We start from the raw sequence: 25,498 nt of genomic DNA on the forward strand, positions 1-25,498 counted from the left end.
ACCGATGCCGCAGCAGCCCCCCGCTCTCCTGGCAAAAGCGGCCCTGCGCCGGCTGGCGCTGGACAAGCTGGAGCCGACCCCCGAGAACTACGCCCGCGCCTACGCGCAGGAGGCCGGCGAGCCGGTGCGCGGCGGCGCGTCGACGCAGATGCCCGAGCGCGCGCAGGCCTCGATGGCACGGCTGCTGGGCCTGGCGGTGCCCGATCCGCAGCAGCGCCAAGGTTTCGCGACGCAGCTCAAGGAAGGCCGCTGGGACGAACTGCAGCGCGCGCTGGAGGCGTTGCAGCAGACGCACGGCCCGGGTGCGCAGGCGGAGCAGCTGGCCCAGCTGATCGAGCGGCTGATGCGCGGCCTGGAACGCGGCGGACGGCAGTGGACGCTCGCGCGCAAGAAGGACGGCGTGCTGCGCGTGCTGCAGAGCAATCGCAGCGACCCGCAGCGGCTGACGCTGCGACTGCGGCAGTTGGTGGCGAGCTGGGATTCGGATGTCAGCGACGCGCGCGTCGAGACGCAGCCCGCACCGCTGGATGAGTTGCCGTCGACCGTCGGCCTGGGGGCCGCGACCGGTGGCGCGGCGTCGGCCAGCGAGGATGGCGAGGACGCGCTCGACGACGAAGACCGCGCGGGCACGCCGACGCAGTTCTTCACCGACGAGGAAAGCGCGCAACCGCCCGCGGATGCGCATACGGCCGAGGACGGCCGGCCCGCGTCGGCCGAGGGCGGTCGCTACGGCTCGCTGGACACGCTGATGGGCGCGACGGGTGCGGCGGCGTCCGCCGGCACCGGCCCGGGCCTGCAGTCGTGGCCCGAGGTCGGCACCCACCTGAACGGCACGGTGCGGCATGCCCTCGCCGCGGACGACCTGCGCGCGCAGGAACTGATCGATGCGCTGGGCGTGGCCCATGCCGAACTGGTCCGCGACGGCGCGACGCCCGAGCGCGCCGCGCAGATGGACGCGCTGTGCATCCGCGCGCGGCGCTGGCTGGACCATCGCAACCACGCCTTCAACGAGCTGGGCAAGCTCTGCGGCGAGCTGACGGGCAGCCTGGCCGACCTGGCCGAGGACGACTCCTGGGCGCAGGGCCAGTGCGAGGCCATGGGCCAGACCCTGGCGCAGGGGCTGACGGCGCGCAGCGTGCGCTCGGTCAGCGAGCTGCTGCACAGCACCCGCGAGCGCCAGCACAGCCTGCGCGAGGAACGCAGCCGCGCCCGCGACGCGCTCAAGGGCCTGATCAACCGGATGCTGCAGGAGCTGGGCGAGCTCGGCCAGCACACCGACCGCTTCAGCGACAGCGTCGGCAAGTACGCCACCGTGATCGAGCAGGCGGATTCGCTGGAAAGCCTGGCCGGCGTGGTGCGCGAGATGGTCGAGGAGAGCCGCAGCGTGCAGTCGCTGGTGCAGACCACGCAGGGCCGGCTGCGCGAGGAGCACGACCGCGCGGCGCAGCTGGCCGAGCGCGTCGAGCAGCTCGAGGGCGAGCTGCGCAAGCTCTCCAGCGAGGTCCAGACCGACCAGCTGACGCAGATCGCCAACCGGCGGGGCCTGATCGCGACCTTCGAGACCGAACGCGCCAAGCTCGAGCGCGATCCCAAGCCGCTGGCGCTGGCGCTGCTGGACATCGACAACTTCAAGAAGCTCAACGACAACCTGGGCCACGCGGCCGGCGACGAGGCGCTGAAGTCGCTGGCGGCGCGGGTGTCGGGGCTGCTGCGGCCCGGCGACAAGGTCGGGCGCTGGGGCGGCGAGGAGTTCGTGCTGATCCTGCCGGAAGCGCCGCTCGAGGAGGCGCAGGCGGTGCTGCTGCGGCTGCAGCGCTCGCTGTCGGCCAGCCTGTTCATGCACGAGGGCCGCGACGTGTTCGTCACCTTCTCGGCCGGCGTGACGCTGTTCCGGGCGGGCGAGACGATGGAGCAGGCCCTGGACCGCGCCGACGAGGCGCTCTACGAGGCCAAGCGCACCGGGAAGAATCGGGCCTGCGTGGCCTGAGCGGCGCCGCCCGATCTGTCCTCAGGCCTTGATGCACTTGCGCACCGTGTCGACGGTGCGGGTCGTGATCTGCTTGCCGAAGGTCTTCTCCAGCATGGTCATGAACAGCGGCCCCTTGTCGTTGGGCAGGTAGTGGCTGTAGACCTCGACGCCCTCCAGCTTGCAGATCGCGGCGCCCTCGCCTTCGAGCGGCAGCGAGACGGGCAACTCGTGCGGGCGCTTCAGGAAGGTGATCAGCTGCTTGGCCGCGGAAGGCGGCTGGAACGGCGCATGGTGGTCGGCGTCGACGATCCGGCGCAGGTGCTCGACCGGGCGGACCGTCGTGCCGAAGGTCTTGCCCAGTGTGTCGGTCATCGCCTGTTCGGCGCGGCGCTCGAGCTCGTCGACCGGTGCGCCGTCGTGGTCGAACACCACGTTGCCGCTGGAGATCACCGTCTTCACGCGCGTGAAGCCGGCGGCCTCGAAGGCGCGGATCAGGTCCGGCATCTTCGCGTTCATCGGGCTGACTCCACGGAGGAAGGCGACGTATCGGGGCATGACGGGCTCCACAAGGACGGGGCGGGAGGGACTGGGCCTGGCGGCCCAGAACGGAACGAGCGCCGGAGTCTAGAGGACGCCGGCGCTCGCCGCGGGGGTCATGCCCGTCCCGGGCTCAGAGGACGTGCAGCCCGTCGCCGGTGCGGATGAAGATGCGATCTGCGGCGGGAAGGTTCCACAGGTCGACCAAGTACCGCTCCCCGCCGTTGGCCGTGATGGCCAGCTCGACGCCCAGCCACCCGTCGCCCCGGTTCCACTTGCTCACGGCATCCCCGATCTTCTGGCCGGTGCCCAGCGTCAGGATCTGGCTCAGGTCGAGGACATCGTGCTGCTCGCTCGAGAAGTTGGTGACGGTGAGCAGCCGGATGTTGGCGCCGATCTCGACCAGGAAATCGTCCTGGCGATCGGTGCCGCTCAGCAGCGCCCCCTCACTCGATCGCAGCGCCGGCTGACGCGCGTCGGCGTCCTCCTTCGTCGTCACGAAGGCGCGCAGCGGCGTCGACAGCGCGCTCTGGTTGCCGGCCAGGTCCGTCTGACGGGCACCGAAGATGAACTGATTGCTGGACGGCGGCGTCACGGTGGGATGGATGCCGCTGACGGCCGTGCCGGTGTATTCCTGGCCATTGAAGCCCGCCCACCAGGTCGCGCCGGTCTCCAGGCCGCCGATGACCACCGTGCCGTCGGCGGTGATGAAGTCGGAGGCGCTGGCGCCGGTATCGTTCTTCAACCAGAGCTTCGGCGCCTCGACGGCGCGGTCGAGCTCGAAGTGCACGCGGGTGAGCTCGCTGCGGTTGCCGGCGGCGTCGACCTGCGCGATGTCGACCCAGTTGTAACCATCGCCGCCGTAGGCCGAGTTCTCGATCCGCATCGAATCGTCGCCATCGAACCACTGGTCGCCCCGGGTCGCGATGCGGTACTGCCAGCGGTTGCCCGCGGTGAGCCCGGTGACCTGGATCGTCGCGTCCTGCGTGATGCCGTCGGTGGCGCTGGCGCCGGTGTCATTGATCAGCGTCGCGCCGAGCTTGGCCGGCGCCGTGCGATCGAGCTGGAAGTTGACGCGCTGCAGCGTCCCGTTGCCGGCGCCGTCGTACACGCGGAACTCCACCCAGCGGGCCCCGTCCGGGAGGTCGGTGGGCATCGCCACGATGTTGCCGGCCGCGCCGCCACCGGAGCCCCAGTGGCCGGTGTCGAAGGTGTAGCTGAAGGTCTTGCCCGGGGCCAGGACCAGCTCGAGCCGCCCGTCGTTGGTCAGCCAGTCGGTGCTGCTCACGCCGCTGTCGTTGACGAGACGGACCTCGGTCGGACCATCGGCTTTCGTGTCGAGGACGAATTGCAGCGTCTCGATCTGGCTGACGTTGCCGGCCGTGTCGAGCTGACGCACATGGACGATCTTGGCGCCGTCATGGTCGCCGAAGAATCCCGGCTCGACGCGGCCATCTCTTCCTTCGAACCAGGACAGGCCGTCCATGCTGTACTGCCACTTCGCGTTGGGGTCCAGATTGCCCACCAGCACGGTGGCGTCGCGGGTGACCCCGTCATGCAGGGAGATGCCGGCCGGATCCGCGAAGACGGTCGCGCCGGTGTCCTCGCTGAGCCGCAGCGTCGGCGTGGCCGCCGAGGTCAGCAGCTTGAATTCGAGCGATCGCACCTCGCTGTGATTGCCGGCGGCATCGGTCTGGCGCACCAGCACCTTCCAGTCGCCGTCGTGCGTGAACGCCGATGCGGGGATCGCGCCGTCCTTGCCGTCCCGCCAGGTCTGCCCGTTGTCCAAGGAATAACGCCAGCTCGCGTTCGGCTCCAGGCCGGATACCAGCACGGTCGCGTCGCGGGTGACGCGATCGAATCCGCTGGTGCCGGTGTCGTTCATCAGGGCCAGGACAGGCGCGAGGGGCGGCTCGGTGTCCGGCTTGGGTTCGGGCTCGGGTTCGGGCTTGGGATCCGGCTTCGGATCGGGCTCGGGTTCGGGCTTCGGGTCAGGCTTCGGATCGGGTTCAGGCTCGGGCTTGGGATCCGGCTTCGGGTCTGGCTGAGGCTCAGGCTTCGGATCCGGCTTCGGGTCGGGCTGAGGCTCGGGCTTGGGATCCGGCTTCGGGTCGGGCTGAGGCTCGGGCTTGGGATCCGGCTTCGGGTCTGGTTGAGGCTCGGGCTTCGGGTCCGGCTTCGGGTCGGGCTGAGGCTCGGGCTTCGGGTCCGGCTTCGGGTCTGGCTGAGGCTCGGGTTTCGGATCCGGCTTCGGGTCTGGTTGAGGCTCAGGCTTCGGATCCGGCTTCGGCTCGGGCTGAGGCTCGGGCTTCGGATCCGGTTTCTCTTCCGGCTTCGGCTGCTCCGGCTTTGGCGGATCAATGGTGATCGGCGGCGTCGCGCCGGACCCGCCGCCCGACCCGCCCGCCGCTGCCGCGCCGGCAACGCCCAGCAGGCCCAGGCCCGCCGCGAGCATCGCGCTGGATCGGCTGCTTCGCAGCGGGTCGTTCTCGTCGGCCGGCGCGCCGGTGTCGGCGGTGGCAGGCGCATCGACTGGCGCGGCTGCCTCTCCGCTCGGGGCCGGGGTCGCGTCGGCGGGCGTGGCACCAGTCTCGGCAGTCTCGGTCGGCGGTGCGGAAGACTCCGCGGTGGCTTCGGCCTCTTCGTCGTCCCGACGGCGGCCTGGCGCGGCGCGGGTCACCGGGTCGGGGGTGGGAGCCGCCCGTTCCAGCGGTCGGACGGCAGGCGTGGGAACAAAGTGATGAGACATGACGTGAATTGGCTGACCATCGGAATGAGGAGGCGGTCAGTCTCCCGAACCCGGACCTCCAGTTCGATGGTCGAGAAAGGCCAATTCCCGCGGAGCCTGCTGCTCCAACAGAGGAGGCTCATACATCAATCAGCAGCGAGGCGGCGGCTATCGAACGCATCACGAGGTTCTATTTGGATCGGGCGATGCGATGGACTACGGTCTTGTCTGGCTGTGTCGCGAAGGCCCGAAGAGGCCGCGATCACATTCCTTGGGGTCAGTCCTTGCCCCTGTGTGCGGTGGCGCACCATCGCGCGGTTCCTGTCGCGGCCGGGAACCGCGCTTGCCGCCGCGTGCGGGACCGGCGCGGGCGCCCCGTCCACCGGAAAGGGAGAAGACATGACTTCACGCGCACCCCGCCGCGGGGGCTGGCATTGGCCGGCCCTGCTCGGCACCGCCGCCGCGGTGGCCTCCGTGCCCCTGGCCACAAACACCGCGATGGGCGAAACCGCCGCCCCGCCGACCAGCTACATGCCGGTCGTCATCACCGAGGATTTCGACAGCGTCGTCAAGCGCATGAGCGCCGCGAAACCCGGCCTGGCGCGGAAACATGCGGACCTGCTCAACGAGCGCTACGACCTGGCCAACCGCCCGTCCCCGGGCGCGACGATGACCAAGGGCAAGGCGCTCCAGGACGGCGTGCGGGTCCGCCTGCCGCGCGGCGTCACCTGGGACCAGCTGGCGGCGATGAGTCCGGACGACATCAAGGCCAAGGACCTCTTCCCCAAGGGTTTCCTGCCGCTGCCGCATCCGAACCATCCCGAGGGCGGGATGGTCTTCCCGAAGTTCCACATCGACGAGATCCGACGCCAGGAGATCGACCGCGACCTGACGCGCTTCGATCTGGACTACGACCTGCCCGACCACTTCCTGCCGGAGTTCCCGGCGCCGATCTTCCTGACGACGCGACCCGACCTGGGCGACGTGTCCAAGGGGGAGCTGGTGACGATCAACAACTACTTCCGGCTGTTCAACGGCGTGCTGAACCCGAAGCAGCTGGAAGGCGTGCGGCTGCTGGTGACGCCGTTCCCGCAGCAGCAGTTCAACCAGACCGACGACCGGCGCACGCTGAAGCCCAGCCGCGGGGTGGCGTGCCTGGACTGTCATGCGAACGGCCACACGAACGCGTCGACGCACCTGGTCGGCGACATCCGGCCGCAGCCGTTCCGGCACCGGATCGACACGCCGACGCTGCGCGGGGTCAACATCCAGCGGCTGTTCGGCTCGCAGCGGGCCTTGAAGACGGTGGAGGACTTCACCGAGTTCGAGCAACGCGCCGCGTACTTCGACGGCGATCCGGTGATCGCGACGAAGAAGGGCGTGAACGTGCTGGAGCGCGGCAGCCAGGTGCACTTCATGGCGGAGTTCCAGGCCCTGCTGGACTTCCCGCCGGCGCCGAAGCTGGGCATCGACGGCAAGCTCGATCCGAGGAAGGCGTCGCAGCAGGAACTGCGCGGACAGCAGCTGTTCTTCGGCAAGGCGACCTGCGCGAGCTGCCATGCGCCGCCGTACTACACGGACAACCTGATGCACAACCTGCGGACGGAGCGCTTCTTCAAGCCGAGGATGATCAATGGGCGCATGGCCAACATGGATGGCCCGATCAAGACCTTCCCGCTGCGCGGCATCAAGGACTCTCCGCCCTACCTGCACGACGGCCGGCTGCTGACGCTGGAGGATTCGGTGGAGTTCTTCAACCTGGTGCTGGAGACCCAGCTCACCGAGCAGGAGAAGAAGGACCTGGTGGTGTTCTTGAAGGCGTTGTGAGCCGGCGCCGCCTAGCCCCTCGGGGGCAATAGCGCCAAAAGCGCGGGCACCACCCGTTCCAGCACGGAAAGCGCGCCCGCGACGTCTTGAGGCGTCGCGGGCACCCCCTGGTACTGGTCGTTCCTGAGATCGCGGATCGCGTCGAGTTCATCGAATGTGCCGGTGGACAGGGCCGCGTAGGCACATGCCGCCTCAAGCGCCTGCACGTGATGCCCGTCGGCCGAGGTGCAGCGCCAGCCCTTCGCGCACAGCAACGCGAAACTCAAGTTCAGCATCGCGTCATAGGCTGCGCCGAGACGCGTCGTGCTGGAGTTGCTCTCGCGGAAGGCGTCGGCCACCTTGCCTTCGGAGATGGCGATCCAGCCACGGATCGCCTTTGCATTGATCGGCGCCTTGCGGAAGACCTTGCTGCCTTCCCTGTAGAAGTCCTCTGGCTTACGGAGCATTCAGCGATCCTTTGAGCTCGATGGTCGGGTGACCGAGGATGTCGAGCACAAAGGGATTGCGTTCATCGCGTGCCTGCCGCCAGTCCTCGGGCGCATAGACCAGCACGTTGACCGCCCGCTTCAGCGCGCGGCCCGCTGGTTTGAAATGGGCCTGAGCTTGGAGGCGCGAGAGGTCGGGGGTCAAGACGAGAAGATCAACGTCGCTGTCGACATGCATGTCGCCGCGTGCCGCCGACCCGAAGATGGCAGCGGCGTCCACCTCGCCTTTCATCGTGGCGAGGTGTTCCCGCATCACGCGAACAAGATCGCTGTCCTGCATGACGAGCGCTCGCAGCGGCGCAAGGCCTGGATCGGTGGAGGCCTGAAAGACGTTCTGCCCACGGATCGTCTTGCGCTCCACCAGCCCGACATCGGTCCAGCGACGCAGCCATCGCGAAGCGTTGCTGGGATCAATCGCGGCGGCGGCGGCCAGTTCGCGAGTGCCGAATTCGCGCTCGGCCTGCTCATAGAGACAGCGAAGCGCCCGATAGCGAGCGGCACCGCCCACCAGTTCATTCATCAGTTGAGTATTCATGGCTCAAACCAGCGAGATCCGACCGTTGCCGATTAGGCCACGAGCATTTCCTATTAGGCAACGCGTATTGTCTATTAAGCAACAGATGATGCTTAAACGGCAACACCGGAACGATGCATGAGCTCGCCCAAGCTCACCGCTGCATCACCACCGTCACCGCGTAAAGCAGCAGCCCGATCACGCCGCCCACCAGCGTGCCGTTGAGGCGGATGAACTGCAGGTCGCGGCCGACGCTCAGCTCGATCTGGCGGACCAGGCTGCGGTCGTCCCAGGACTTCACCGTCGACGCGATGTGGCGCGTGACGCCCTCGCGCATGCCGCCGACCATGCGACCCGCGGCCGACAGCACATGCGCGTTGATCGCCTCCACCAGCGACGGGTCCCGGCTCAGCCGGTCGCCGAGCCCGGCGAGCGAATGATCCAGGTGCCGCATCAGCACCGAGTCCTCGCGCTGCAGGTCGCGCTCGATGGTGGCGCGGACTTCGGTCCAGACGCCGTCGAGGTAGGCGCGCACGTCGTCGCTCTGCACGACGCGGTCCTTCATCGCGTTCACCTCGCGCGCGAACTCCGGGTCCTGGCGCAGGCGCTCGATGAATTCGTGGATCCAGTCGTCGAACTGCCGCCGCACCGAGTGATCGGGCTGCGACAGCGCCGTCTGCACTTCCTCGACCAGTTGCAGCGCGAGCTTGTCGGACAGGCTGTCGGCCATCTTGTCGACGTTGGCGATCGTGTCGACGAGGGAGGTTGCCTTCGGCCACTGCGCGCGGGCGAACTTCACCAGCCGCGCGGCGACGAGCATCCGCACCTCGGGCGTGGCGAGGTAGTCGCGCAGCTTGGACAGGGCACCGTCGAGCACGTCCTGGTGACGGCCCGACTTGGTCAGCACGTCCAGCACCGAGGCGGCGGTGGCGGTGGCGTTCCATGACAGCGCCCGGGCGACGAGGAACTCGCCGATGGCGCGGCGCACCGCCTGCTCGTGAAGCAGCGAGATGCCCTCGATGGCCATGGCGCGGACGGAGCCGGTGACCTGCGCGAGGTTGGCCGGCTCGCGCAGCCACTGGCCGAGGCGCTCGGCGGGGTTGAGGATCTCGAGCTTCTGGAGCAGCACCTCGGGATGCAGGAAGTTGTCGCGGACGAACTCGGCCAGGCTGTCGGCGATGCGGTGCTTGCCCTGCGGGATGAGCGCGGTGTGCGGGATCGGCAGGCCCAGTGGATGGCGGAACAGCGCGACGACGGCGAACCAGTCGGCCAAGCCGCCGATGGCGGCGGCTTCGCAGAAGGCCTTGAGCCAGGCCCAGGGCCCCTGGGCCCCCATCACGAGGCTGACGGCCAGCCCGGCCAGTGAGGCCAGCAGGCAGCCCAGCGCGACCAGCTTCATGCGGCGGAGGTCGGCGGCGCGGGGGTCGGTAGGTGCGGGGGAGTCGATCAAGGGCATCGGCGACGGGGCAGCAGGATTGATGCCTGGGGCAGCCTGCCGGCGGAGCGATGGACCGGACCTTGTATCACCAGCGCAGGGCAAAAGATGTTTCGGACACGCTCCGGGTGCTCGTCAAACAGAGCGGAATCCGACTGGCACAGGTCCATCGATTCAACATCCGCTCCGACGCGATTCAACTTATTGCCGGCGGGCTACATCGCCAAGTCATTGTCACCACTAAAGAATTCCCGTCAAATTCAACATATCGAATTCGCCCATTTCACTTCCTACGCACATGGCGACCTTTCTGGACCATCCGCTGAGGCTCCTCAATCCCAGCTTCTCGTCGCCGCTGCTGGACGTCCTCACCGACCTGGAACACCTGCGACGACTCCAGCTCAACGGAACGACGCCGCCGATGGTGTTCATGCAACTCAAGCAGGTGTTCCATCTGCTGGAGAGCCTCGCCTCGGCCCGCATCGAAGGCAACCACACCACGCTGGCGGACTACGTGGAGACCAAGTTCGGGGGGCCCGCGTCGTTGCAACGTGCCGATCAAGAGATCGACTCGTTGCGGGAAATCGCCAACATCGAGCATGCGATGGACGAGATCGACGCTGGGCTCGAGCCCGGCTCCGCGCTGAGCCAGCACTTCATCCGCGGTCTTCACGCGATGACGGTCGATGGTCTGGAGCGCGAAGGCGACAAGACGCCAGGGGCCTACCGGAGCGGGTCGGTCGGCATCGCGATGTCCGAGCACGCGCCCCCGGATGCCGTCCGGATCGGGGCCTACATGGGAGAGTTGGTCGACTTCGTCAATCGGGACGACCAGCGCAAGTACGACCTGATGAAGGTGGCCCTCGCGCACCATCGCTTTGCCTGGATCCATCCGTTCGGCAACGGCAACGGCCGCGTTGTGCGTCTCTTCACCTACGCGCTCCTCATCAAGTACGGATTCCGGATGACCGCCGAGGATGGACGTCTATTGAATCCAGCGGCGGTGTTCTGCGCTGACCGGGAGAAGTACTACGCGATGCTTTCGTTGGCAGACAAGGGGACGGATGTCGCGCTCGAGACGTGGTGCACCTATGTGTTGACCGGTGTGAGAGACGAGTTGAACAAGGTCGATCGTTTGGCCGATTACCGGAACCTCACGGCCGAGATCCTGCTTCCCGCGATCGCCCACGCGCGCGAACGGCAATGGATCACCGAGCAAGAGGAAAGCGTTCTGAAGGTTGCCGTTCTCCGGAAGGTCGTGAGGTCGGCCGACCTCGCCGATGCCATGCCGAAGAGTTCACCGGCTCAGCGCACCTATCAGATTCGCAAGTTGCTCGCGAACGGGATGCTCCAGCCCACCCATCCGGAGGCGCGTCAGTACACCATCGGATTCAGCAACAGCACGCTGCTGCGCGGCGTGATCAAGGCGCTGACGGACCAGGGCTTCATTCCGCGTGCCGTTGTCGCGTGATCGAGTCAGTACGAAACGCTCAGCCCAACTCCACCGGCATCGAAGCCGCCGTGACCGGCGACACCGTGGCCCAGCCCAGGACGGCATACAGCGCGGCGCCCGCCTCGGTCGCCACCAGCACGCCATGCCGCGCCCCATGATCGAGCGCGCCGTTCGTCAACGCCGCCATCACGCTCCGCCCGAGTCCCCTTCTCCGATGCGCTTCATCGGTCACGATCTGGTCGAAGGTGGCGAAGGCGCCGTCGAGAGCGGCTTGACCGCTCGCCGCGAGATCGTCGTCCTCGGTGAGGACGGTCGCCCGCAGCAGCGCGCCGACCCGTTCGATTTGGATGCGGTAACCCGCTGCGAGCGACTCGGCGCTGCGTGCGAGCGCGACGCTCATCAGGAACTCCGGGGCGTGGATCTTCCAGTCCTTGGAGAGCAACGGCGACACGCTCTCCATCGGCGCGCAGACCTTCAGCCAAATGCCGGCCGCAGACTCATTCGCGACGAGTTGCTCAAGGACCTCGCGATCCAGATGCGGCAGGACGTATCGCGTGGTTTGCTCCGGCTTTCCGACGCGGACTTCCCAATATCCGGCCCGCTGGATCGGCGCTGGCGTATCCCGGGAAATCGCCCAGCCGTAGGTCCAGGCCTGAGCAGCAACGGAGCGCTCGAGGACGCCGGAGTCGAGTAAGCCGGCGGTTTGCGAGGTCGGTGAAAACATCGGGCTGGGATGGCAGTGAGAGGGATGGAGGGGCGTCACGCCGCTTGCAGCGCGCCATGAGATTGGCGAGTGTGCTCCTCCAGCGCGCCAATTTCGACGACGGCGAGATTGCTGAGCGCTTCCCGCACGAGATCCCGGCTCGCGACATGGATCCGACCCCACAAGCACTCCGGGTCTTCCATCGTGACGATGGAATCGCGCAGCAGCGCGGCCAGGAGCGTGAGCCGATCACGCACGTTGAACATCGCGGCGCCGACCGTGATCGAGGGATCGAGCAGCGCTTCAGCGGGATCGCCATCGCGCATAGCGGCCGGCTTGTGCCGTGGCGGAATGACGGACGCCTCCCGCAGCACCATGCGCGTGTATTCGGTGTCGTCGCACAAGGGTTTACGGCTCAGAAGCGGCGTGCGCAGGCGTTTCGCCTTGAAAGGCAGCTTCTTGCGATCGAATTCGACATCGATGTGATCGAGGGCGATTTGCTCGGAGATTCGAAATCCGGTTTCGGCCAAAGCGCGAATGGTTTCTGCGGGGATCATTCGGAGTCCTTCAATAAACAACGTTGAGGGACGTCCACCTTCTAGCCAGATGAGCGGGTGGGCGAGATGTCAAAACACGGTCAAACCAACGTGCGACCTTCCTCGCGGAAAGATCCATCTCGCCCGTAAACGGGCATTCCGAGATGACCGCAGATGGCGGCCACTGATTCAACGGTGTTTTGAGCACCTGGATCCATTCTGGTCCGCGCGACGCCAGGCGCGCAATCACCGCCACCGGTCACCGCCGCCCCACTTGCAAGTCAGGGGACAACCAGTTCCCGCGGCCGAGTTTCACGCCTGAATCAGCGCCGCAACCGCCTTCTCCGCGTCGGATTCAGAACCCGAACGCCAACCTCACCCCACCCCAATGCCTCCCGGCAACGGTGACTGGCGCGGACGCCTCCTTGAGCAGCACGAAATTCCCGCCACCCATATCGCGGCGGTAGGTTTGCAGAAGGAATGGCCGCTGATTCCGGGCGGACGCCAACCCGGTGCGGTCATTGAATATCCGGCGATATCGGCTGTTGGCCGTATTCCAGGCCGTATCCCCGGCCCGCTGCGGTTGGCAATACCGCTTGTTGTGGGTCGCGACATACCCGTTGCGGTCGACCGCGATGCAGAACACCACCTTGTCCGAGAAAGTCAGCACCCGTTCCTGCACCTGCGGGAATAGCTGGTCCGCGATCTGCGTGAAGCGCGTGGTGAACTGCTGGGGATCGGTGCCGGCGATCGGCTGGTAGTGCTCGTCGAAGAGCGCCGCGGTGTCGATCTTGCGTTCCGCCACCGCGCGCTCGAGCAGCGCTGAGATCTCCGCCGCCGCCTCCTGCACCGTCTGGATGTACGGCGAGTCCTCGACCTCCACGCCGCTCGACGCGATCTGCTCGATCATCTGCTCCGACAGCCGCAGGAAGCGGTCGCTGCAGGCGAAGGCCGAGTCGAGCTTGCGCATCGCCTGCTGGATCTCGACACCCAGCTCGCCGGAGCGTGCCGCGAGCAGCTGCGTCGTCGCCTGGCTCTCCTGCGCGGACTTGGCGATCAGGTCCACGTCGACCTCGACATCCGCGAAGGCCTGGTGGATCTTGCTCTGCGCGGCGCCTCCCGCGCCGTCCGCCCGCAGCTCGCGGCTGAAGCTCTCGATCCGCGAATCGAGCGTTCCCACCGTGCCCATGATCGCCTTCGAGGACGCCTCGACCTGCGCCGCCAGGTCCTTGACCGCGTCCGCCACGACGCCGAAACCGCGTCCGGCCTCGCCGGCGCGCTTGGCCTCGACCGACGCGTTGAACGCGACCAGTCGCGTCTGCAGCGCGATCTTCGTGATCTCAGACGCCGCGTCGCTCACCAGCCGCAGCGTGGAGACGATCTCGCCGACCTCGTCGCCCACGCCGGACAGCGCCGTGCGCGCGCGCCCCACCGCCTCGCGGGTCTGGTTCGTCGATTGGTTGATGCCGTCCTGCGCATGCCGGACCTGCTCGAGCTCCGCGCCCAGCGCCTGCATCGCCTGCGCCTGCGAGGTCACGACCTTCTGCGTGTCCTCCAGCAGCCCGCGGACTTCGGCCGCGTCGCGGCCCAGTTTGGACACGCCGCCCGACAGCTCCCGGACGACGGTGGTGGTCTTGCCTTGCATCGTCGGCTCGCGCGGGCCGATCCCGGCGCCGCCCTCCGACGCGTCAGGCGACGCCTTCCCGGCTCGCCTGCGCAATGAGTCCCACATCGGACGCTCCCCCATGGTGTTTGGACCACAAGGACTGCGGCCGCTGTGCGGCCCGTTTTACCAGTCGCGCAGCTTCACGCGCAATCGGGCAATCGCTTGACTGTGCAGCTGGCACACCCGCGATTCGGTCACCTTCAGCACGGCGGCGATCTCTTTCAGGTTCATGTCATGTTCGTAGTACATGGACATGACGTAACCCTCGCGCTCCGGCAGGTTCTTGATGGCCTCCACCAGCGCCTCGCGCATGCGGTGGTCGCGCAGCATCGACATCGGATCGGCCGACTCGTCGCTGACGTGGCGGTCGAGGTAGTCGTCGCTGTCGTCATCCCCGGAGATGTCCTCCAGATAGACCAGCTGCGTGCCGCGTACCTTGCCCAGCATCTCCTGGTACTCGCCCAGCGAGATGCCCATCTCCGCGGCGATCTCCGATTCCTGCGGCGGACGGCCCAGCTTCTGCTCGAGCTTGTGCACCGCGCTCTCGATCGAGCGCTGCTGGCGCCGGTTGCCGCGGCTCATCCAGTCGCTGCCGCGGAGCTCGTCGAGCATCGCGCCGCGGATGCGCTGCGTCGCGAAGGTCTCGAACTGCACGCCCTGCGCCGTGTCGAAGCGCGACAGCGCGTCCGTCAGGCCGATCAGGCCGACCTGGATCAGGTCGTCCAGTTCCACATTGGCCGGCAGCTTGGCGATCATCTGATGCGCCAGGCGGCGCACCAGCGGGCTGTACTGGCGGATCAGCGAGTTGTTGTCGAGTTGACCCTTGGCGGTGTACATCGTCTCGTCTCCCATCCGGGGTCAATGCGCAGCCAGGGTCACGCCTTGCGGGGCGCGACCGGCCTTGGGCTGCCACATCGGCCGCGGACGCAGCGGCATCGCATCGGCGGCGCTGTCCAGCGCCGCGCCAGGCACCGACGCCAGCAGCAGCTCGCGCGCCATGTGACGCATCTCGTGCGTCAGCGGCGCCGTCACCGGCTGGCGGGGATCCAGGCAGGCCCACTCGCGCAGCACCGCGCCGAGGAAACCATCGCCGCAGCTCGAAAGCTGCTGCGCGATCCGCTCGGCCAGGCGCAGCTGCGGATTGCAGGCCAGCAGCAGGCTGTAGACCATCAGGCCCGCCCGCTGCGTCAACCACTTCATGCCGGCGTAGGCGTAGGTCACGCTCTGCACGTCGGTGTCGGCCAGCAGCACCGGTCTCACCTCGCGCGAGACCAGCACGCGGCTCAGTTCGGCCGCGCTGGCATGCAGCAGGATCACGTCCGCGAACGGGGCCGCGTCGGTCACCGCTTCCAGGAACTGGGCGGCCGAGCCGTTGGCGTTGATGTAGCGCAGCGGCAGTCCGCGCGCGGCCAGGAAGGACACCTTGGCCGACAGCGGCTCCACGCACGCCGCCAGGTCCACCGCCGCGAGGTCGGACGGCGCCGAGGCCTGCTCGCCGGCGTCCACCACCAGCGTGTGCAGGCCCAGTTCGGCGAAGGCGGCGCACATGCCTTCGAGCAGCGCGCCGCTGCCCACGACATGCGGATTGCTCACCACCGGCACCACCCGCACCCGCGCGGTGGCGAAGAGGCGTCGCAGGCCGTCGGCCTGGTCCTTGGGAGCATTGCTGAAATCGCGCATTGGGCTGCTCTGTGTCGTCTTACGTGTTGGGTTCCAGCGGTCGTTTCCCTCTGACAGGGAAGCGCCATTGCTGGAGCCGTTACCGGAAGTTTCGCCCCGGGGGCCACCCTTCGACGCGGAATTGAAAGGGGGAAACACCCCGCTTTTCTCTGCCGCTTTCGCCCTCGCTTGCCTCTGGCCCGGCGACTTCAGGCCGTTGCCGGCCTGGGTCGCGCACAGGACAAGTTGACCACCATGAAGCAACGTCGGGTTAACAAAGCCCCAACGACAGAAGGGAAGAGCACGGCTCTTCCCAGGTTCGAGGCGTTCAAGATTGCCACTACCCTCACCCCCGCCCTCTCCCGCAAGCGGGCGAGGGAGTCAGGAGGGGGTGTTGTTCGGTCAGTTCAGGCCCATGGGCGAGGCTGCGCCGGCCGACGCGCCGACGGAGCCGGCGGTGAAGATCAGGTTGACATCGGAGGCGTCCATGCGCCAGGCCGACTGGCCGTGGCTGCGCAGCGCGCGCTGCACCAGGGCCTGCGATGACAGGCGGTGCCAGTCTTCCGGCACGCGCTGGCCGTTGGTGACGCCCAGCACCCGCAGCTTGTGGCGGATCACCGTGTCCAGCGCCGGGGCCAGCTTCACCGCCTCGTCCAGCTTGGACAGGATCACGCCCTGCGCTTCCGCGCCGCGCCAGGCGCCGACCACGTCCTCGATCGTCTCGCCCTGCTGCGCCGCGTTGACGACCAGGATGCGCTTGATGCTCTTGTGCGCCAGCATGTCCAGCAGCTCGGCGGTGCGGCTGTCGCGCTGGGCCGTGCCGGCCGTGTCGATCAGCACCATCTTCTTGCCGGCCAGCAGCTCCAGCAAATCTTCCAGCGAAGCGCGGTCATGCGCCGTGTGCACCGGCACGCCGAGGATGCGGCCATAGGCGCGCAGTTGCTCGTGAGCGCCGATCCGGTAGGCGTCCAGGGTGATCAGGCCCAGTTGGCTCGCGCCGTATTTGGTGGCGAAGGCCGCGGCGATCTTGGCCGTCGTGGTCGTCTTGCCGACGCCGGTCGAGCCGATCATCGCGAACACGCCGCCCTGGTCTTCCAGCGCCGGCATCTGCTCGGCGGTGTGGACGTTGCGGGCCAGCACGTTCGAGGCCCAGGCCTGCGATTCCGATTCCTCGGTCATCGGGGCCGGCAAGCCCTCGACCAGCTTGCGCACCAGCGCGGGCGAAAAACCGGCGTCCAGCAGCTTCTGCGTCAGGCGGGCCTGCGCGGGCTGGCGCTGCAGCTTCTCCATGAAGGCCAGGGCGCCGAAGCGCTCTTCGATCATGCCCTTCATGGCGCGCAGCTCGGACATCATTTCCTGCTCGCGACGCGACGACGCGGGCATGTCGTTCAGCGGATGGCCGCCGAAGCCGCCACCGACGCCGCCCAGGTCGGCGACCGGCTGCTGCACGCGGATCTCGTCGCGCAGCACCGGCGGCACGATGCGCGGCGCGGGCGCCGGAGCGGGCGGCTCGTAGGCGCGCTCGTCGACGCGGCGCGCGCCCAGGGTCTGCATCGCGGCACGGGCGCGCTGGTCGCGCTGCGCGGCCATCGAGGCGACCGATTCATTCATCTGCGCCTGCGCGTAGGCGGCGGGCGCCGGCTCGTCGATCATCGGATCGGGCAGGCCGTTGAGCTCGGCCGAGCGGCGCTTGAGCATGCGCTCGCGCACGTAGTCCTGGAAGGACAGCGTGCTCATGGCCATCGCGTTGACGTCCTCGCCGACCGAGCCGCCGAAGCCGGGCTCGGCGCGCTGCGGGGCCGGCGACGCGGCCAGGCGCTGCTTGAGGGCCTGGCGCGGTTGCGCTTCCTGGCGCTGCGGCTGGGCGGCCTGGCGCGGCGCGGCGGCGGCGCGGGGCGCCTGGGCGGCCACGCGCTCGATCTGCGACATGCCTTCCGGCGCCATCGCCAGCACTTCCACGCCTTCCGGGCAGGGCTTGTTGGAGAGCACGACCGCGTCGTCGCCGAAGGCCTGGCGGACCAGGGCCATGGCTTCGCGGGAATTGCGGGCGGTAAAGCGTTTGACGTTCATGCCGTGCCTCCGATGATGGAGCCGATGCGGATCGTGTGCGTTTCAGGAATCTCGCTGTGTCCCAGGACCTTCAGCCGCGGCGCAGCGCGCTTGAGCAGTCGGGCCAGGGGCGCGCGGATCAGGTCAGGCACCAGCAGGCAGGCGGGCAGACCACGGTCCTCCTGGGACTGGGCGGTCTGGGCGGCACTCCGCGCAAGCGTGTCGGCCACACCGGGATCCAGCGCCGCGCCGTGAGGCGAGTGCAGGGCCTGCGTGACCAGGCGCTCCAGCTCCGGATCGAGGGCGATGACATCCAGTTCCTTCGCCGGACCGTAGATCTGCTGCACGATCGCCGGGGCGATGTGGATGCGGATGCGACGGGCCAGCTCGGCCGGATCGGTGGTCTGCGTGGCGTTCTCCGCCAGGCTTTCCACGATGGAGCGCATGTCGCGGATGTGCACGCCCTCTTCCAGCAGGAACTGGAGGACTCGTTGCAGGGCGGCGACATTGACCATCTTTGGAATCACGTCTTCGATGAGCTGAGGCGCTTGCTTGGTGAGGTGATCCACCAGCTGCTGGGTTTCCACCCGGCCCAACAATCGGGCCGCGTGAACTTGCAGCAAGTGTGAAAGATGCGTGGCCACCACGGTCGCGCAATCAACGACGGTAAATCCCGCCATTTGCGCCATATCCCGTTGCCGCTCCTCTATCCAGACCGCCGGGAGCCCGAAGGCGGGATCCGTCGTCGGCGTCCCGATCAGCTTCTGCGTCGCGTGGCCGGGGTTGATCGCCAGCCACATGCCCGGGTAGGCCTCCGCCTCGCCGATCACCGCGCCGCGCAGCGTCACGCGGTACTGGCTGGGGCGCAGCTCCAGGTTGTCCCGGATGTGCACCGACGGCGGCAGGAAACCGATGTCCTGCGCGAACTTGCGGCGCACGCCCTTGATGCGGCTGAGCAGGTCGCCTTCGCGCGACTTGTCCACCAGCGTGATCAGGCGGTAACCCACTTCCAGGCCCAGGGTGTCCACGGCCTGCACGTCGTCCCAGGAGGCCTCGGCATCCGGGTTCGGCGCGCCCGGCACCGGGGCGGCCGGCTTCTTCAGCTCGGCGGCCTGCTTGGCCTGCTCCTTGGTTCGCAGCCAGTACGCGAGGTAGCCCATCGCGCCGGCGATCATCAGGAAGACCAGGTGCGGCATGCCCGGGATCAGGCCCAGCAGGCCGATCACGCCGGCGGTGATGGCGACCGCCTTGGTCGAGCCGAACACCTGCGAGCCGATCATCTGGCCCACGTCCTTGTCCTTGCCCACGCGCGACACCACCAGCGCCGAGGACACCGAGATCAGCAGCGCCGGGATCTGGGCCACCAGCGCGTCGCCGACGGCCAGCAGGATGTAGCTGTCCGCGGCCTGGCCGGCGGACAGCCCGTGCTGGACCACGCCGATCACGAAGCCGCCGATGATGTTGATGAACAGGATCAGGATGCCGGCGATCGCGTCGCCGCGGACGAACTTCGAGGCACCGTCCATGGAGCCGAAGAAATCGGCTTCGTCGCCCAGTTCGGCGCGGCGGCGCTTGGCTTCCTTCTCGTCGATCAGGCCGGCGGACAGGTCGGCGTCGATCGCCATCTGCTTGCCGGGCATCGCGTCGAGGGTGAAGCGGGCGCCGACCTCGGCGATGCGCTCAGCGCCCTTGGTCACCACGATGAAGTTGATGACCACCAGGATCGCGAACACGATCAGGCCGACGGCGAAGTTGCCGCCGATCAGGAAGTGGCCGAAGGATTCGATCACCTTGCCGGCGGCGCCGGCGCCGGTGTGGCCTTCCAGCAGCACCACGCGGGTGGAGGCGACGTTCAGCGACAGGCGCAGCAGCGTGGTGATCAGCAGCACGGTCGGGAAGGCCGCGAAGTCCAGCGGCTTGACCATCTGCGAGGCCACCAGCATCACCATGATGGACATGGCGATGTTGAAGGTGAAGAACAGGTCCAGGGCGAAGGCCGGCAGCGGCAGCACCATCATCGACAGGATGATGATGATGGCGATCGGTGCCCCGAGCGCCTGCACGATGGCGGCGCGGGGTCCGAGGAGGTTCTGCAAACGGGCCATGAGCTCGTTCATCGGGTTTGCCTTCTGCCTGGGTTCAACGAGGAACTCGACGAGACCATCGAGCCCCGCCATTGTTCGGCGGAGCCCGCCCGTCCTTTAGCCCGATAAGCGGGTGATTTCCCCCCCGAACCGCGCCATTGGTGGAGAGCGGGCGCAGGCGTCTGAGCGGAAAGGGGGCACCGTCCTGCCCGCCGCTGGCTCGGTCTCCCGCGGCTCGGTCTCCCGCCGGCTCGGTCCCCCGCTGAGCGATCAGCCCGGACGCCCCTCAGGGAAAGCGTCGTCCGCTTCATCCTCGGGCGGTGTCCAGCCCGGCTTCTTGTGCGGGTCGAGCTCGTCCGGCACGGCCGGGTTCGGAGCCGCGTTCGGCGCCGTGCCCTGTCCCTTGAGCGCCGCCTTGAGCTGGTACACGTAGGCCAGCACCTGCGCCACCGCGCCGAACAGCGCGCCGGGGATCTCCCGGTCCAGTTCGGCGTGAGCGTACAGGGCACGGGCCAGGGCCGGCGCCTGCAGCACCGGCACCTTGCTCTCCTTGGCGATGTCGCGGATCTTGAAGGCCAGCAGGTCCAGGCCCTTGGCCACCACCCGCGGCGCGCCGAACTGGGTCTCGTCGTAGGCGATCGCGACCGCATAGTGGGTCGGGTTCATCACGACCAGGTCCGCCTTGGGCACCGCCGCCAGCATGCGGCGCTTCACCAGTTCGCGGGCCTTATGGCGCATCTTGTGCTTCATCTCGAGGTTGCCTTCGGCTTCCTTGAGCTCGTTCTTGGCCTCCTCGCGGGACATCTTCAGCCGCTTCAGGTAGAGGTGGCGCTGCAGCGGCACGTCGATGACGGCGAACAGCGCCAAGCACAGGCCCAGCATCATCAGCCCGCCCATCAGTTGCTTGCCCGCGAAGGCGAGCGCGGAAGGCAGCGGCACCGACATGATTCCGACGAAGCCTGCGATGCGGTCCTTCAGCGCGATCGCGCCGACGATGCCCAGCACCAGCGACAACAGCACGGCCTTCAGCGCCGTGGTCAGGTTCTGCCACTGGAACAGGCGGCCGAAGCCGGTGACCGGGTTCAGGTGGGTGAACTTCGGGCTCAGCGGCTTCATCGTGAAGTTCCAGCCGCCCGAGGCGATGTGCGCCGCGATCGCGGCCATCGCCAGGATGAGCATCGCCGGCAGGCCCAGCACCATGCCCTGCCAGGTCAGCGCGGACAGCCGCTCGGTCATCATGCCGGCGGCGCGCAGTTGTTCGGCATCGAAACGCAGCGCCCCTTCGAGCATGTGCTGTAGCGTGTCGACCGCGTATGGCGTCGACGTGGCGAACAACGCGGCCCCGGTGGCCATCACCGCGAAATGCGGCAGGTCCCGGGAACGCGGCAGCTGGCCCTCCTTGCGCGATCGTTCGATCTTTTTCTGCGAGGCGGGTAAGTTGCGGTCTTGTGCGTCTGAATCGGCCATGTGCGCAATGAGGACGCCGCAGCCCCATGCCGCAGCCTCGCCATTGTTCGGCCACGGGCCGTTCGGGCTTGGCCCGATAAGCGGCGGAAATCAGCCGGTCTTCTCAGCCAGCCTCCCGCTCGCCGTCCTTGCCGCCCAGAAAGCAGAAACCCGCGCCTGGGCGCGGGTTTCGTCGAGGTGCCGGCTCGCGGCCGGCCGGGCGATCAGAAGCCCAGCGAGGCCAGCAGGTCGTCCACTTCGGACTGGTTGGCCACCACGTCGGTACGGCCTTCGTGGCTGACGACCGGACCTTGCAGGATGCTCGGGTCGACCTTCTCGCGCTGCTCCGGCGGCACCACCGAGACCAGCAGCTTCACCAGCGAATCTTCCAGGTCGTTGGCCAGGGTCACGACCTTGGCGACGACCTGACCGGTCAGGTCATGGAAGTCCTGCGACAGCATGATGTCGGTCAGGTGGGTGTCGATCTTGGAGGTCGAGGACTCGACCTCCTTGACGAAGTTGAGCACCGCGCCCGAAGCCACCGCGCGGACCGGGTCCGCGGTGATCGCCTGGGCCATCGCATTGGCGGCCTCGGTGATCTTGGCGTGCTCGGCCTTGGCCTGGTCGACCGAGTTCAGCACCTTGTTGGCGGCATCGGCGGTCTTGTTGGCGATATAGGTCAGGCGGCTGCGCGCGTCGGGCAGACCGTCGGTGGCGACCTGCAGCTTGGGCATCACGCCCAGTTGCTGCATCGTGTCGTGCAGCACGCGGGTGATCGTGCCGATCTGCTGGAACACCTCGGGCGAGACCATCAGCGGCTCGTTGCCCTGCGACAGTTTGGCCAGTTCTTCCATCTGCATGGTGGACTCCCCAGCGTCAGGCCGCAGCGGCCAGCTTCTGCATGATCTTCTGGACTTTTTCTTCCAGCGTGGCCTTGGTGAAGGGCTTGACGATGTAGCCCGCCGCACCGCTCTGCGCCGCCAGGACGATGTCCTCCTTGCGGGCCTCGGCCGTCACCATCAGCACCGGCAGGTGCTTGAGCGACGCGTCCTCCTTGATGGCCTTGAGCAGCTCGAAGCCATTCATGTTGGGCATGTTGATGTCGCTGACGACGAAATCGTATTTCGCCTGTTTCAGCATGCTCAGGGCCTCGACGCCATCTTCCGCCTCTTCGGCGTTGTTGTAGCCGATCTCCTTCAGCAGACCGCGCACGATCCGGCGCATGGTCGAGAAGTCGTCGACGATCAAGAATTTCATGTCAGTGCTCATGGCGTTCCTCTGAGGGGACTGGAGGGCTGTGTTATCGGCCGGAGGGCGCGGAACTTGAGGCCTGCGGCGCGCTCGCCGCGGGATTCGCAGTGTCCTCGTCCTCGTCGGGCAGGTTCTTCAGCACCGCATCCTCGGCATCGCGATTCATCACGATGATGCTGATGCGGCGATTGACCTGGGCATTGGGGTCTTTCATGTCCAGCAGTTTGCTCGACGCCAACCCCTGCACGCGAAGGACCCGGGCATCCGGCAAACCGCCCGCCACCAGCTCGCGCCGCGAGGCATTGGCCCGGTCCGCCGACAGTTCCCAGTTGCTGTATCCACGCTCGCCCGCAGAAAACGGCTGTGCATCCGTATGACCCTCCAGCGTGAGCCGGTTGGGCACCTCGGACAACACGTTGCCGAGTTCCTGCAGCAATTCGCGCATATACGGCTTCACCACCGCGCTGCCGCTGTCAAACATCGGGCGATTATTCTCGTCCACGATTTGGATACGCAAGCCCTCGCGGGTCATGTCGAGTCGGATTTGCCCACCTAATGCCGCAATTCGCGGGTTGTCGGCAATGATTTTCTCGACCTTGTCCTTCAATTGCTGCAGACGCACCCGCTCGGCGCGGCGCTGCTCTTCCTTGAGGGCCTTCAGGTTGATGGTTTTCCGAGGGGATTCGACGTCGCCGGCCTTGACCTGGCCGGTCTGGCGCGTCAGGTCCTGACCGCCGCCCTTGATGATGTGCGAGGCGTCGCCCGAACCCGAACCGCCGAACATCGCGACCTTCAGCGGCGAGGCGAAATAATCCGCGATACCCTTCTTGTCGCCCTCGGTCGTGGAGCCCAGCAGCCACATCAGCAGGAAGAAGGCCATCATCGCCGTCACGAAGTCCGCATAGGCGATCTTCCACGCGCCGCCGTGGGCGGCATGGCCGCCCTTCTTGACGCGCTTGATGATGATGGGCTGCAGTTTCTTGGCGTCACCGGCCATGGCAAATGACTCCGATCACTTCTTCTTCACGTGGCCTTCGAGCTCGGCGAAGGTCGGGCGCTCGGTCGAGTACAGCACCTTGCGGCCGAATTCGATCGCCACCTGCGGCGCATAACCCTGCATCGAGGCCAGCAACGTGGTCTTGATGCACTGCAGCTCCTTGCCGGCCTCGTCGACCTTGGCCTCGAGCGCGCCGGCCAGCGGCTCGGCGAAGGCATAGGCCAGCAGAATGCCCAGGAAGGTGCCCACCAGCGCCGAGCCGATCATCCCGCCCAGCACCGCCGGCGGCTGGCCGACCGAGCCCATCGTGTTCACCACGCCCAGCACCGCCGCGACGATGCCGAAGGCCGGCAATCCGCCCGCCAGGCGCTGCAGCGCGATCACGGCGAGGAAGGCCTCGTGGTGGTGCGTGTCGATCTCGGCATCCATCAGGGACTCGATCTCGTGCGCGTTCAGGTTGCCGGACACCATCATCCGAAGATAGTCGGTGATGAACTCGGCCACATGGTGGTCGTTGCCCACGGTGGGATATTTCTGGAACAGCGGCGAGCTGTGCGGGTCCTCGACATCCTTTTCAATCGACATCAGGCCTTCCTTGCGGGCCTTCTGCAGGATGTCGTAGAGCAGCGCCAGCAGCTCCATGTAGCGGGCCTTGGTGTACTTGCTACCCTTGAAACAATCGCCCAGGCCCTTGAGCGTGGCCTTCATGACCTTGGGCGGATTGGTGGCCAGCATGCCGCCGATCGCCGCGCCGAAGATGGTCGTCATCTCGAAGGGCAACGCATGCAGCACCACGCCGATGTTGCCCCCGTGCGCGATGAACACGCCGAAGATGCAAGCCAGGGCCAGCAGCCAACCGATGATGACAAACATGGAATTCGTTCCGTCCTGAAGTAACCGCCGCGTCCCCTCGCGGTCCGGGCCATCTCATCCCTTATCGACCGGCTCCCCGCCCGCTTGAGCCCCGGCCTGTGACGACCGGTGTGCCGTGCGGACGCCGATCGGGCGTCGCTGACTGATTGCGTTCGATGTGGGCGGCTTCCAAGGCGCTCAGGCCTGGAGTTCGCGCACCCGGTAGACATACAGCCGGTGGCGGGTGCCGGTGTCCAGCTGTGCGAAGACCGGCTGGCCCGGCAGCGGAAAATCCAGGCTCGCCAGCCAGGCACCCGGTCGCATCTCGGTGCGCGCCTTGTCAAGCGCGCGCGGCATCGATTCGGGTCGCTGGAACAGGTAGACCAGGTCCATCTCGCGCCACGACTGGGCCCACAGGTCGCCCCGGGCGATCTCGGCCCAGGGGCAGCGCAGGCGGGCCAGCAGCCACAGGACGCCACTGTATTCAATGCCCGCGAAGCGCAGGCCCGGATAAGCGCGGCGAAGAGCCACCAATCCGTCGCCGAGCCCGCAGCCAGCATCCAGGACGCGGGCGCCGTCGTGCAGCTTCACACGCTCGGGCAGCGCGCGCAGCGCACCGTGGGGGGTCGGATAGAGCGGCGCGTCGCTCCAGCCGCGGCGCGGATAGGCCAGCACCAGCACCGCCAGCGGGATCAGCCAGATCCAGGCCGGCAGGTCGGTACCCGTGAACAGCAGCGCCAGCGGAAAACCGGACGCCACGATCAGCCGGCGCCAGGCCTGGCGGTGGAGTCCAGCGAGGATCAGACCCAGGCCCGAGGCGACGATCGCCGCCGGCCAGTCCGGGCCGAACAGGCGCCAGACGGCGAAGCAGGCCGCCCAGCTCAGCAGCGCCAGGGCCGGCCAGCGCAGGCCGCCCGGGGCGTCGGTGGATGCGGCGTGGGGAAGTCGGGCGCCCATGGTGGCGGCCTCAATGCATCTGGATGCCGCCGGCCGCCTTGCCCTTGCCGGCGCGCGCCGGCGGGTTGCACAGGCCGCAGACGTAGTGCTTGGCGACCTCATGCGGGTGGGTGACGAAATGACCGCCGCACTTGCTGCACTTGGTCATCGTCAGCATGCCGTTGTCGACGAACTTCACCAGGCGCCAGGCCCGCGTCACCGACAGCAGCTGCTCCAGGTTCTGCGCCGCGGTCTGTTCCTGGTACAGCTGGTAGGCCTTGATGACGACGTCGATCTCGTCCATCTCCGCGACCTTGTTCAGGTACTCGTGGATGTTGAGGAACAGGCTGGCATGGATGTTGGGCTGCCAG

General features: G+C 67.5%; 22 protein-coding genes. 3 read left to right on the forward strand and 19 right to left on the reverse strand.

Annotated features, from left to right (window positions below; genetic code table 11):
- Positions 1-4: 4 nt before the first annotated feature.
- Positions 5-1,987, forward strand: a complete 1,983-nt coding sequence (locus tag ACTJKJ_RS04915; protein ID WP_440819743.1) for a diguanylate cyclase domain-containing protein — start codon at positions 5-7, stop codon at positions 1,985-1,987.
- Positions 1,988-2,008: 21 nt separating this feature from the next.
- Here ACTJKJ_RS04915 and ACTJKJ_RS04920 read toward each other — a convergent pair whose 3' ends face one another.
- Both ACTJKJ_RS04920 and ACTJKJ_RS04925 read right to left on the reverse strand, forming a co-directional pair.
- Positions 2,009-2,524, reverse strand: a complete 516-nt coding sequence (locus tag ACTJKJ_RS04920) for a DUF1697 domain-containing protein (RefSeq protein WP_091722456.1) — start codon at positions 2,522-2,524, stop codon at positions 2,009-2,011.
- 115 nt (positions 2,525-2,639) lie between these two features.
- Positions 2,640-4,391: a hypothetical protein gene (locus ACTJKJ_RS04925; protein ID WP_440819744.1), complete on the reverse strand. Its 1,752-nt coding sequence runs from the start codon at positions 4,389-4,391 to the stop codon at positions 2,640-2,642.
- A gap of 1,242 nt (positions 4,392-5,633) precedes the next feature.
- Between ACTJKJ_RS04925 and ACTJKJ_RS04930 the strand changes: the two genes are divergently transcribed.
- Positions 5,634-7,061, forward strand: coding sequence for a hypothetical protein (locus tag ACTJKJ_RS04930; RefSeq protein ID WP_440819745.1), 1,428 nt, complete (start codon positions 5,634-5,636; stop codon positions 7,059-7,061).
- Between the two features lie 11 nt (positions 7,062-7,072).
- Here ACTJKJ_RS04930 and ACTJKJ_RS04935 read toward each other — a convergent pair whose 3' ends face one another.
- From ACTJKJ_RS04935 to ACTJKJ_RS04945, 3 genes are all read right to left on the reverse strand, one after another.
- Positions 7,073-7,507 (reverse strand): hypothetical protein, encoded by a 435-nt coding sequence (locus ACTJKJ_RS04935; RefSeq protein ID WP_297386447.1) that lies wholly within the window; start codon positions 7,505-7,507, stop codon positions 7,073-7,075.
- Positions 7,497-8,081, reverse strand: coding sequence for a nucleotidyltransferase domain-containing protein (locus ACTJKJ_RS04940; protein ID WP_297386444.1), 585 nt, complete (start codon positions 8,079-8,081; stop codon positions 7,497-7,499). The genes ACTJKJ_RS04935 and ACTJKJ_RS04940 overlap by 11 nt, the downstream gene beginning before the upstream one ends.
- Before the next feature lie 133 nt (positions 8,082-8,214).
- The gene (locus tag ACTJKJ_RS04945; RefSeq protein ID WP_255488597.1) at positions 8,215-9,459 is read right to left on the reverse strand and encodes a DUF445 domain-containing protein; all 1,245 of its coding nucleotides are present in this window, start codon (positions 9,457-9,459) and stop codon (positions 8,215-8,217) included.
- Between the two features lie 334 nt (positions 9,460-9,793).
- On the opposite strand from ACTJKJ_RS04945, the gene ACTJKJ_RS04950 reads away from it, so the two are divergent.
- Positions 9,794-10,966 (forward strand): Fic family protein, encoded by a 1,173-nt coding sequence (locus ACTJKJ_RS04950; RefSeq protein WP_440819746.1) that lies wholly within the window; start codon positions 9,794-9,796, stop codon positions 10,964-10,966.
- 19 nt (positions 10,967-10,985) lie between these two features.
- On the opposite strand, the gene ACTJKJ_RS04955 is transcribed toward ACTJKJ_RS04950, so the two are convergent.
- The 14 genes from ACTJKJ_RS04955 to ACTJKJ_RS05020 all read right to left on the reverse strand — a co-directional run.
- Complete coding sequence (locus tag ACTJKJ_RS04955; protein WP_440819747.1) at positions 10,986-11,672, reverse strand: GNAT family N-acetyltransferase; 687 nt, start codon at positions 11,670-11,672, stop codon at positions 10,986-10,988.
- Between the two features lie 35 nt (positions 11,673-11,707).
- Positions 11,708-12,208 (reverse strand): hypothetical protein, encoded by a 501-nt coding sequence (locus ACTJKJ_RS04960; RefSeq protein WP_440819748.1) that lies wholly within the window; start codon positions 12,206-12,208, stop codon positions 11,708-11,710.
- Positions 12,209-12,542: 334 nt separating this feature from the next.
- Positions 12,543-13,832 (reverse strand): methyl-accepting chemotaxis protein, encoded by a 1,290-nt coding sequence (locus tag ACTJKJ_RS04965; RefSeq protein ID WP_440819749.1) that lies wholly within the window; start codon positions 13,830-13,832, stop codon positions 12,543-12,545.
- A gap of 144 nt (positions 13,833-13,976) precedes the next feature.
- A complete protein-coding gene (locus ACTJKJ_RS04970; RefSeq protein WP_091725006.1) occupies positions 13,977-14,690 on the reverse strand; it encodes an RNA polymerase sigma factor FliA in 714 nt (237 codons plus the stop codon).
- Between the two features lie 21 nt (positions 14,691-14,711).
- On the reverse strand, positions 14,712-15,533 hold the full coding sequence (locus tag ACTJKJ_RS04975) for a MinD/ParA family ATP-binding protein (RefSeq protein ID WP_343603951.1): 822 nt from the start codon (positions 15,531-15,533) through the stop codon (positions 14,712-14,714).
- Between the two features lie 381 nt (positions 15,534-15,914).
- Positions 15,915-17,582 carry a flagellar biosynthesis protein FlhF gene (gene flhF, locus ACTJKJ_RS04980; RefSeq protein WP_297386426.1) on the reverse strand — a complete coding sequence of 556 codons (1,668 nt, stop codon included), beginning with the start codon at positions 17,580-17,582 and terminating at the stop codon, positions 15,915-15,917.
- On the reverse strand, positions 17,579-19,666 hold the full coding sequence (gene flhA / locus ACTJKJ_RS04985; protein WP_440819750.1) for a flagellar biosynthesis protein FlhA: 2,088 nt from the start codon (positions 19,664-19,666) through the stop codon (positions 17,579-17,581). The genes flhF and flhA overlap by 4 nt, the downstream gene beginning before the upstream one ends.
- A gap of 249 nt (positions 19,667-19,915) precedes the next feature.
- Positions 19,916-21,112, reverse strand: coding sequence for an EscU/YscU/HrcU family type III secretion system export apparatus switch protein (locus ACTJKJ_RS04990; RefSeq protein WP_440819751.1), 1,197 nt, complete (start codon positions 21,110-21,112; stop codon positions 19,916-19,918).
- 203 nt (positions 21,113-21,315) lie between these two features.
- Positions 21,316-21,951 carry a protein phosphatase CheZ gene (locus ACTJKJ_RS04995; protein ID WP_175538181.1) on the reverse strand — a complete coding sequence of 212 codons (636 nt, stop codon included), beginning with the start codon at positions 21,949-21,951 and terminating at the stop codon, positions 21,316-21,318.
- A 16-nt stretch (positions 21,952-21,967) separates the two neighbouring features.
- Complete coding sequence (gene cheY, locus ACTJKJ_RS05000; protein WP_058934552.1) at positions 21,968-22,360, reverse strand: chemotaxis response regulator CheY; 393 nt, start codon at positions 22,358-22,360, stop codon at positions 21,968-21,970.
- Between the two features lie 31 nt (positions 22,361-22,391).
- Positions 22,392-23,339, reverse strand: a complete 948-nt coding sequence (motB, locus tag ACTJKJ_RS05005; protein ID WP_440819752.1) for a flagellar motor protein MotB — start codon at positions 23,337-23,339, stop codon at positions 22,392-22,394.
- Between the two features lie 15 nt (positions 23,340-23,354).
- A complete protein-coding gene (gene motA / locus ACTJKJ_RS05010) occupies positions 23,355-24,212 on the reverse strand; it encodes a flagellar motor stator protein MotA (protein ID WP_091722416.1) in 858 nt (285 codons plus the stop codon).
- Between the two features lie 177 nt (positions 24,213-24,389).
- Positions 24,390-25,148, reverse strand: a complete 759-nt coding sequence (locus ACTJKJ_RS05015) for a class I SAM-dependent methyltransferase (RefSeq protein WP_440819753.1) — start codon at positions 25,146-25,148, stop codon at positions 24,390-24,392.
- Between the two features lie 10 nt (positions 25,149-25,158).
- Positions 25,159-25,498, reverse strand: a 340-nt coding sequence (locus ACTJKJ_RS05020) for a FlhC family transcriptional regulator (RefSeq protein WP_440819754.1), incomplete at its 5' end; no start/stop codon positions are given.

The sequence above is a fragment of the Roseateles sp. 22389 genome (assembly GCF_052044995.1).
GTDB lineage: Bacteria > Pseudomonadota > Gammaproteobacteria > Burkholderiales > Burkholderiaceae_C > Roseateles.

What these genes read in the sequence shown, in the direction of transcription:
- ACTJKJ_RS05015 (WP_440819753.1), bottom strand. Translation starts at nt 25,148, where the DNA reads ATGGGCGCCCGACTTCCCCACGCCGCATCCACCGACGCCCCGGGCGGC.
- ACTJKJ_RS04940 (WP_297386444.1), bottom strand. Translation starts at nt 8,081, where the DNA reads ATGAATACTCAACTGATGAATGAACTGGTGGGCGGTGCCGCTCGCTAT.
- ACTJKJ_RS04990 (WP_440819751.1), bottom strand. Translation starts at nt 21,112, where the DNA reads ATGGCCGATTCAGACGCACAAGACCGCAACTTACCCGCCTCGCAGAAA.
- ACTJKJ_RS04950 (WP_440819746.1), top strand. Translation starts at nt 9,794, where the DNA reads ATGGCGACCTTTCTGGACCATCCGCTGAGGCTCCTCAATCCCAGCTTC.
- ACTJKJ_RS04975 (WP_343603951.1), bottom strand. Translation starts at nt 15,533, where the DNA reads ATGCGCGATTTCAGCAATGCTCCCAAGGACCAGGCCGACGGCCTGCGA.
- ACTJKJ_RS04925 (WP_440819744.1), bottom strand. Translation starts at nt 4,391, where the DNA reads ATGAACGACACCGGCACCAGCGGATTCGATCGCGTCACCCGCGACGCG.
- ACTJKJ_RS04965 (WP_440819749.1), bottom strand. Translation starts at nt 13,832, where the DNA reads ATGCAAGGCAAGACCACCACCGTCGTCCGGGAGCTGTCGGGCGGCGTG.
- ACTJKJ_RS04970 (WP_091725006.1), bottom strand. Translation starts at nt 14,690, where the DNA reads ATGTACACCGCCAAGGGTCAACTCGACAACAACTCGCTGATCCGCCAG.
- flhA (WP_440819750.1), bottom strand. Translation starts at nt 19,666, where the DNA reads ATGGCCCGTTTGCAGAACCTCCTCGGACCCCGCGCCGCCATCGTGCAG.
- motA (WP_091722416.1), bottom strand. Translation starts at nt 24,212, where the DNA reads ATGTTTGTCATCATCGGTTGGCTGCTGGCCCTGGCTTGCATCTTCGGC.
- ACTJKJ_RS04945 (WP_255488597.1), bottom strand. Translation starts at nt 9,459, where the DNA reads ATGAAGCTGGTCGCGCTGGGCTGCCTGCTGGCCTCACTGGCCGGGCTG.
- motB (WP_440819752.1), bottom strand. Translation starts at nt 23,339, where the DNA reads ATGGCCGGTGACGCCAAGAAACTGCAGCCCATCATCATCAAGCGCGTC.
- ACTJKJ_RS04995 (WP_175538181.1), bottom strand. Translation starts at nt 21,951, where the DNA reads ATGCAGATGGAAGAACTGGCCAAACTGTCGCAGGGCAACGAGCCGCTG.
- ACTJKJ_RS04930 (WP_440819745.1), top strand. Translation starts at nt 5,634, where the DNA reads ATGACTTCACGCGCACCCCGCCGCGGGGGCTGGCATTGGCCGGCCCTG.
- ACTJKJ_RS04955 (WP_440819747.1), bottom strand. Translation starts at nt 11,672, where the DNA reads ATGTTTTCACCGACCTCGCAAACCGCCGGCTTACTCGACTCCGGCGTC.
- flhF (WP_297386426.1), bottom strand. Translation starts at nt 17,582, where the DNA reads ATGAACGTCAAACGCTTTACCGCCCGCAATTCCCGCGAAGCCATGGCC.
- cheY (WP_058934552.1), bottom strand. Translation starts at nt 22,360, where the DNA reads ATGAGCACTGACATGAAATTCTTGATCGTCGACGACTTCTCGACCATG.
- ACTJKJ_RS04935 (WP_297386447.1), bottom strand. Translation starts at nt 7,507, where the DNA reads ATGCTCCGTAAGCCAGAGGACTTCTACAGGGAAGGCAGCAAGGTCTTC.
- ACTJKJ_RS04960 (WP_440819748.1), bottom strand. Translation starts at nt 12,208, where the DNA reads ATGATCCCCGCAGAAACCATTCGCGCTTTGGCCGAAACCGGATTTCGA.
- ACTJKJ_RS04915 (WP_440819743.1), top strand. Translation starts at nt 5, where the DNA reads ATGCCGCAGCAGCCCCCCGCTCTCCTGGCAAAAGCGGCCCTGCGCCGG.
- ACTJKJ_RS04920 (WP_091722456.1), bottom strand. Translation starts at nt 2,524, where the DNA reads ATGCCCCGATACGTCGCCTTCCTCCGTGGAGTCAGCCCGATGAACGCG.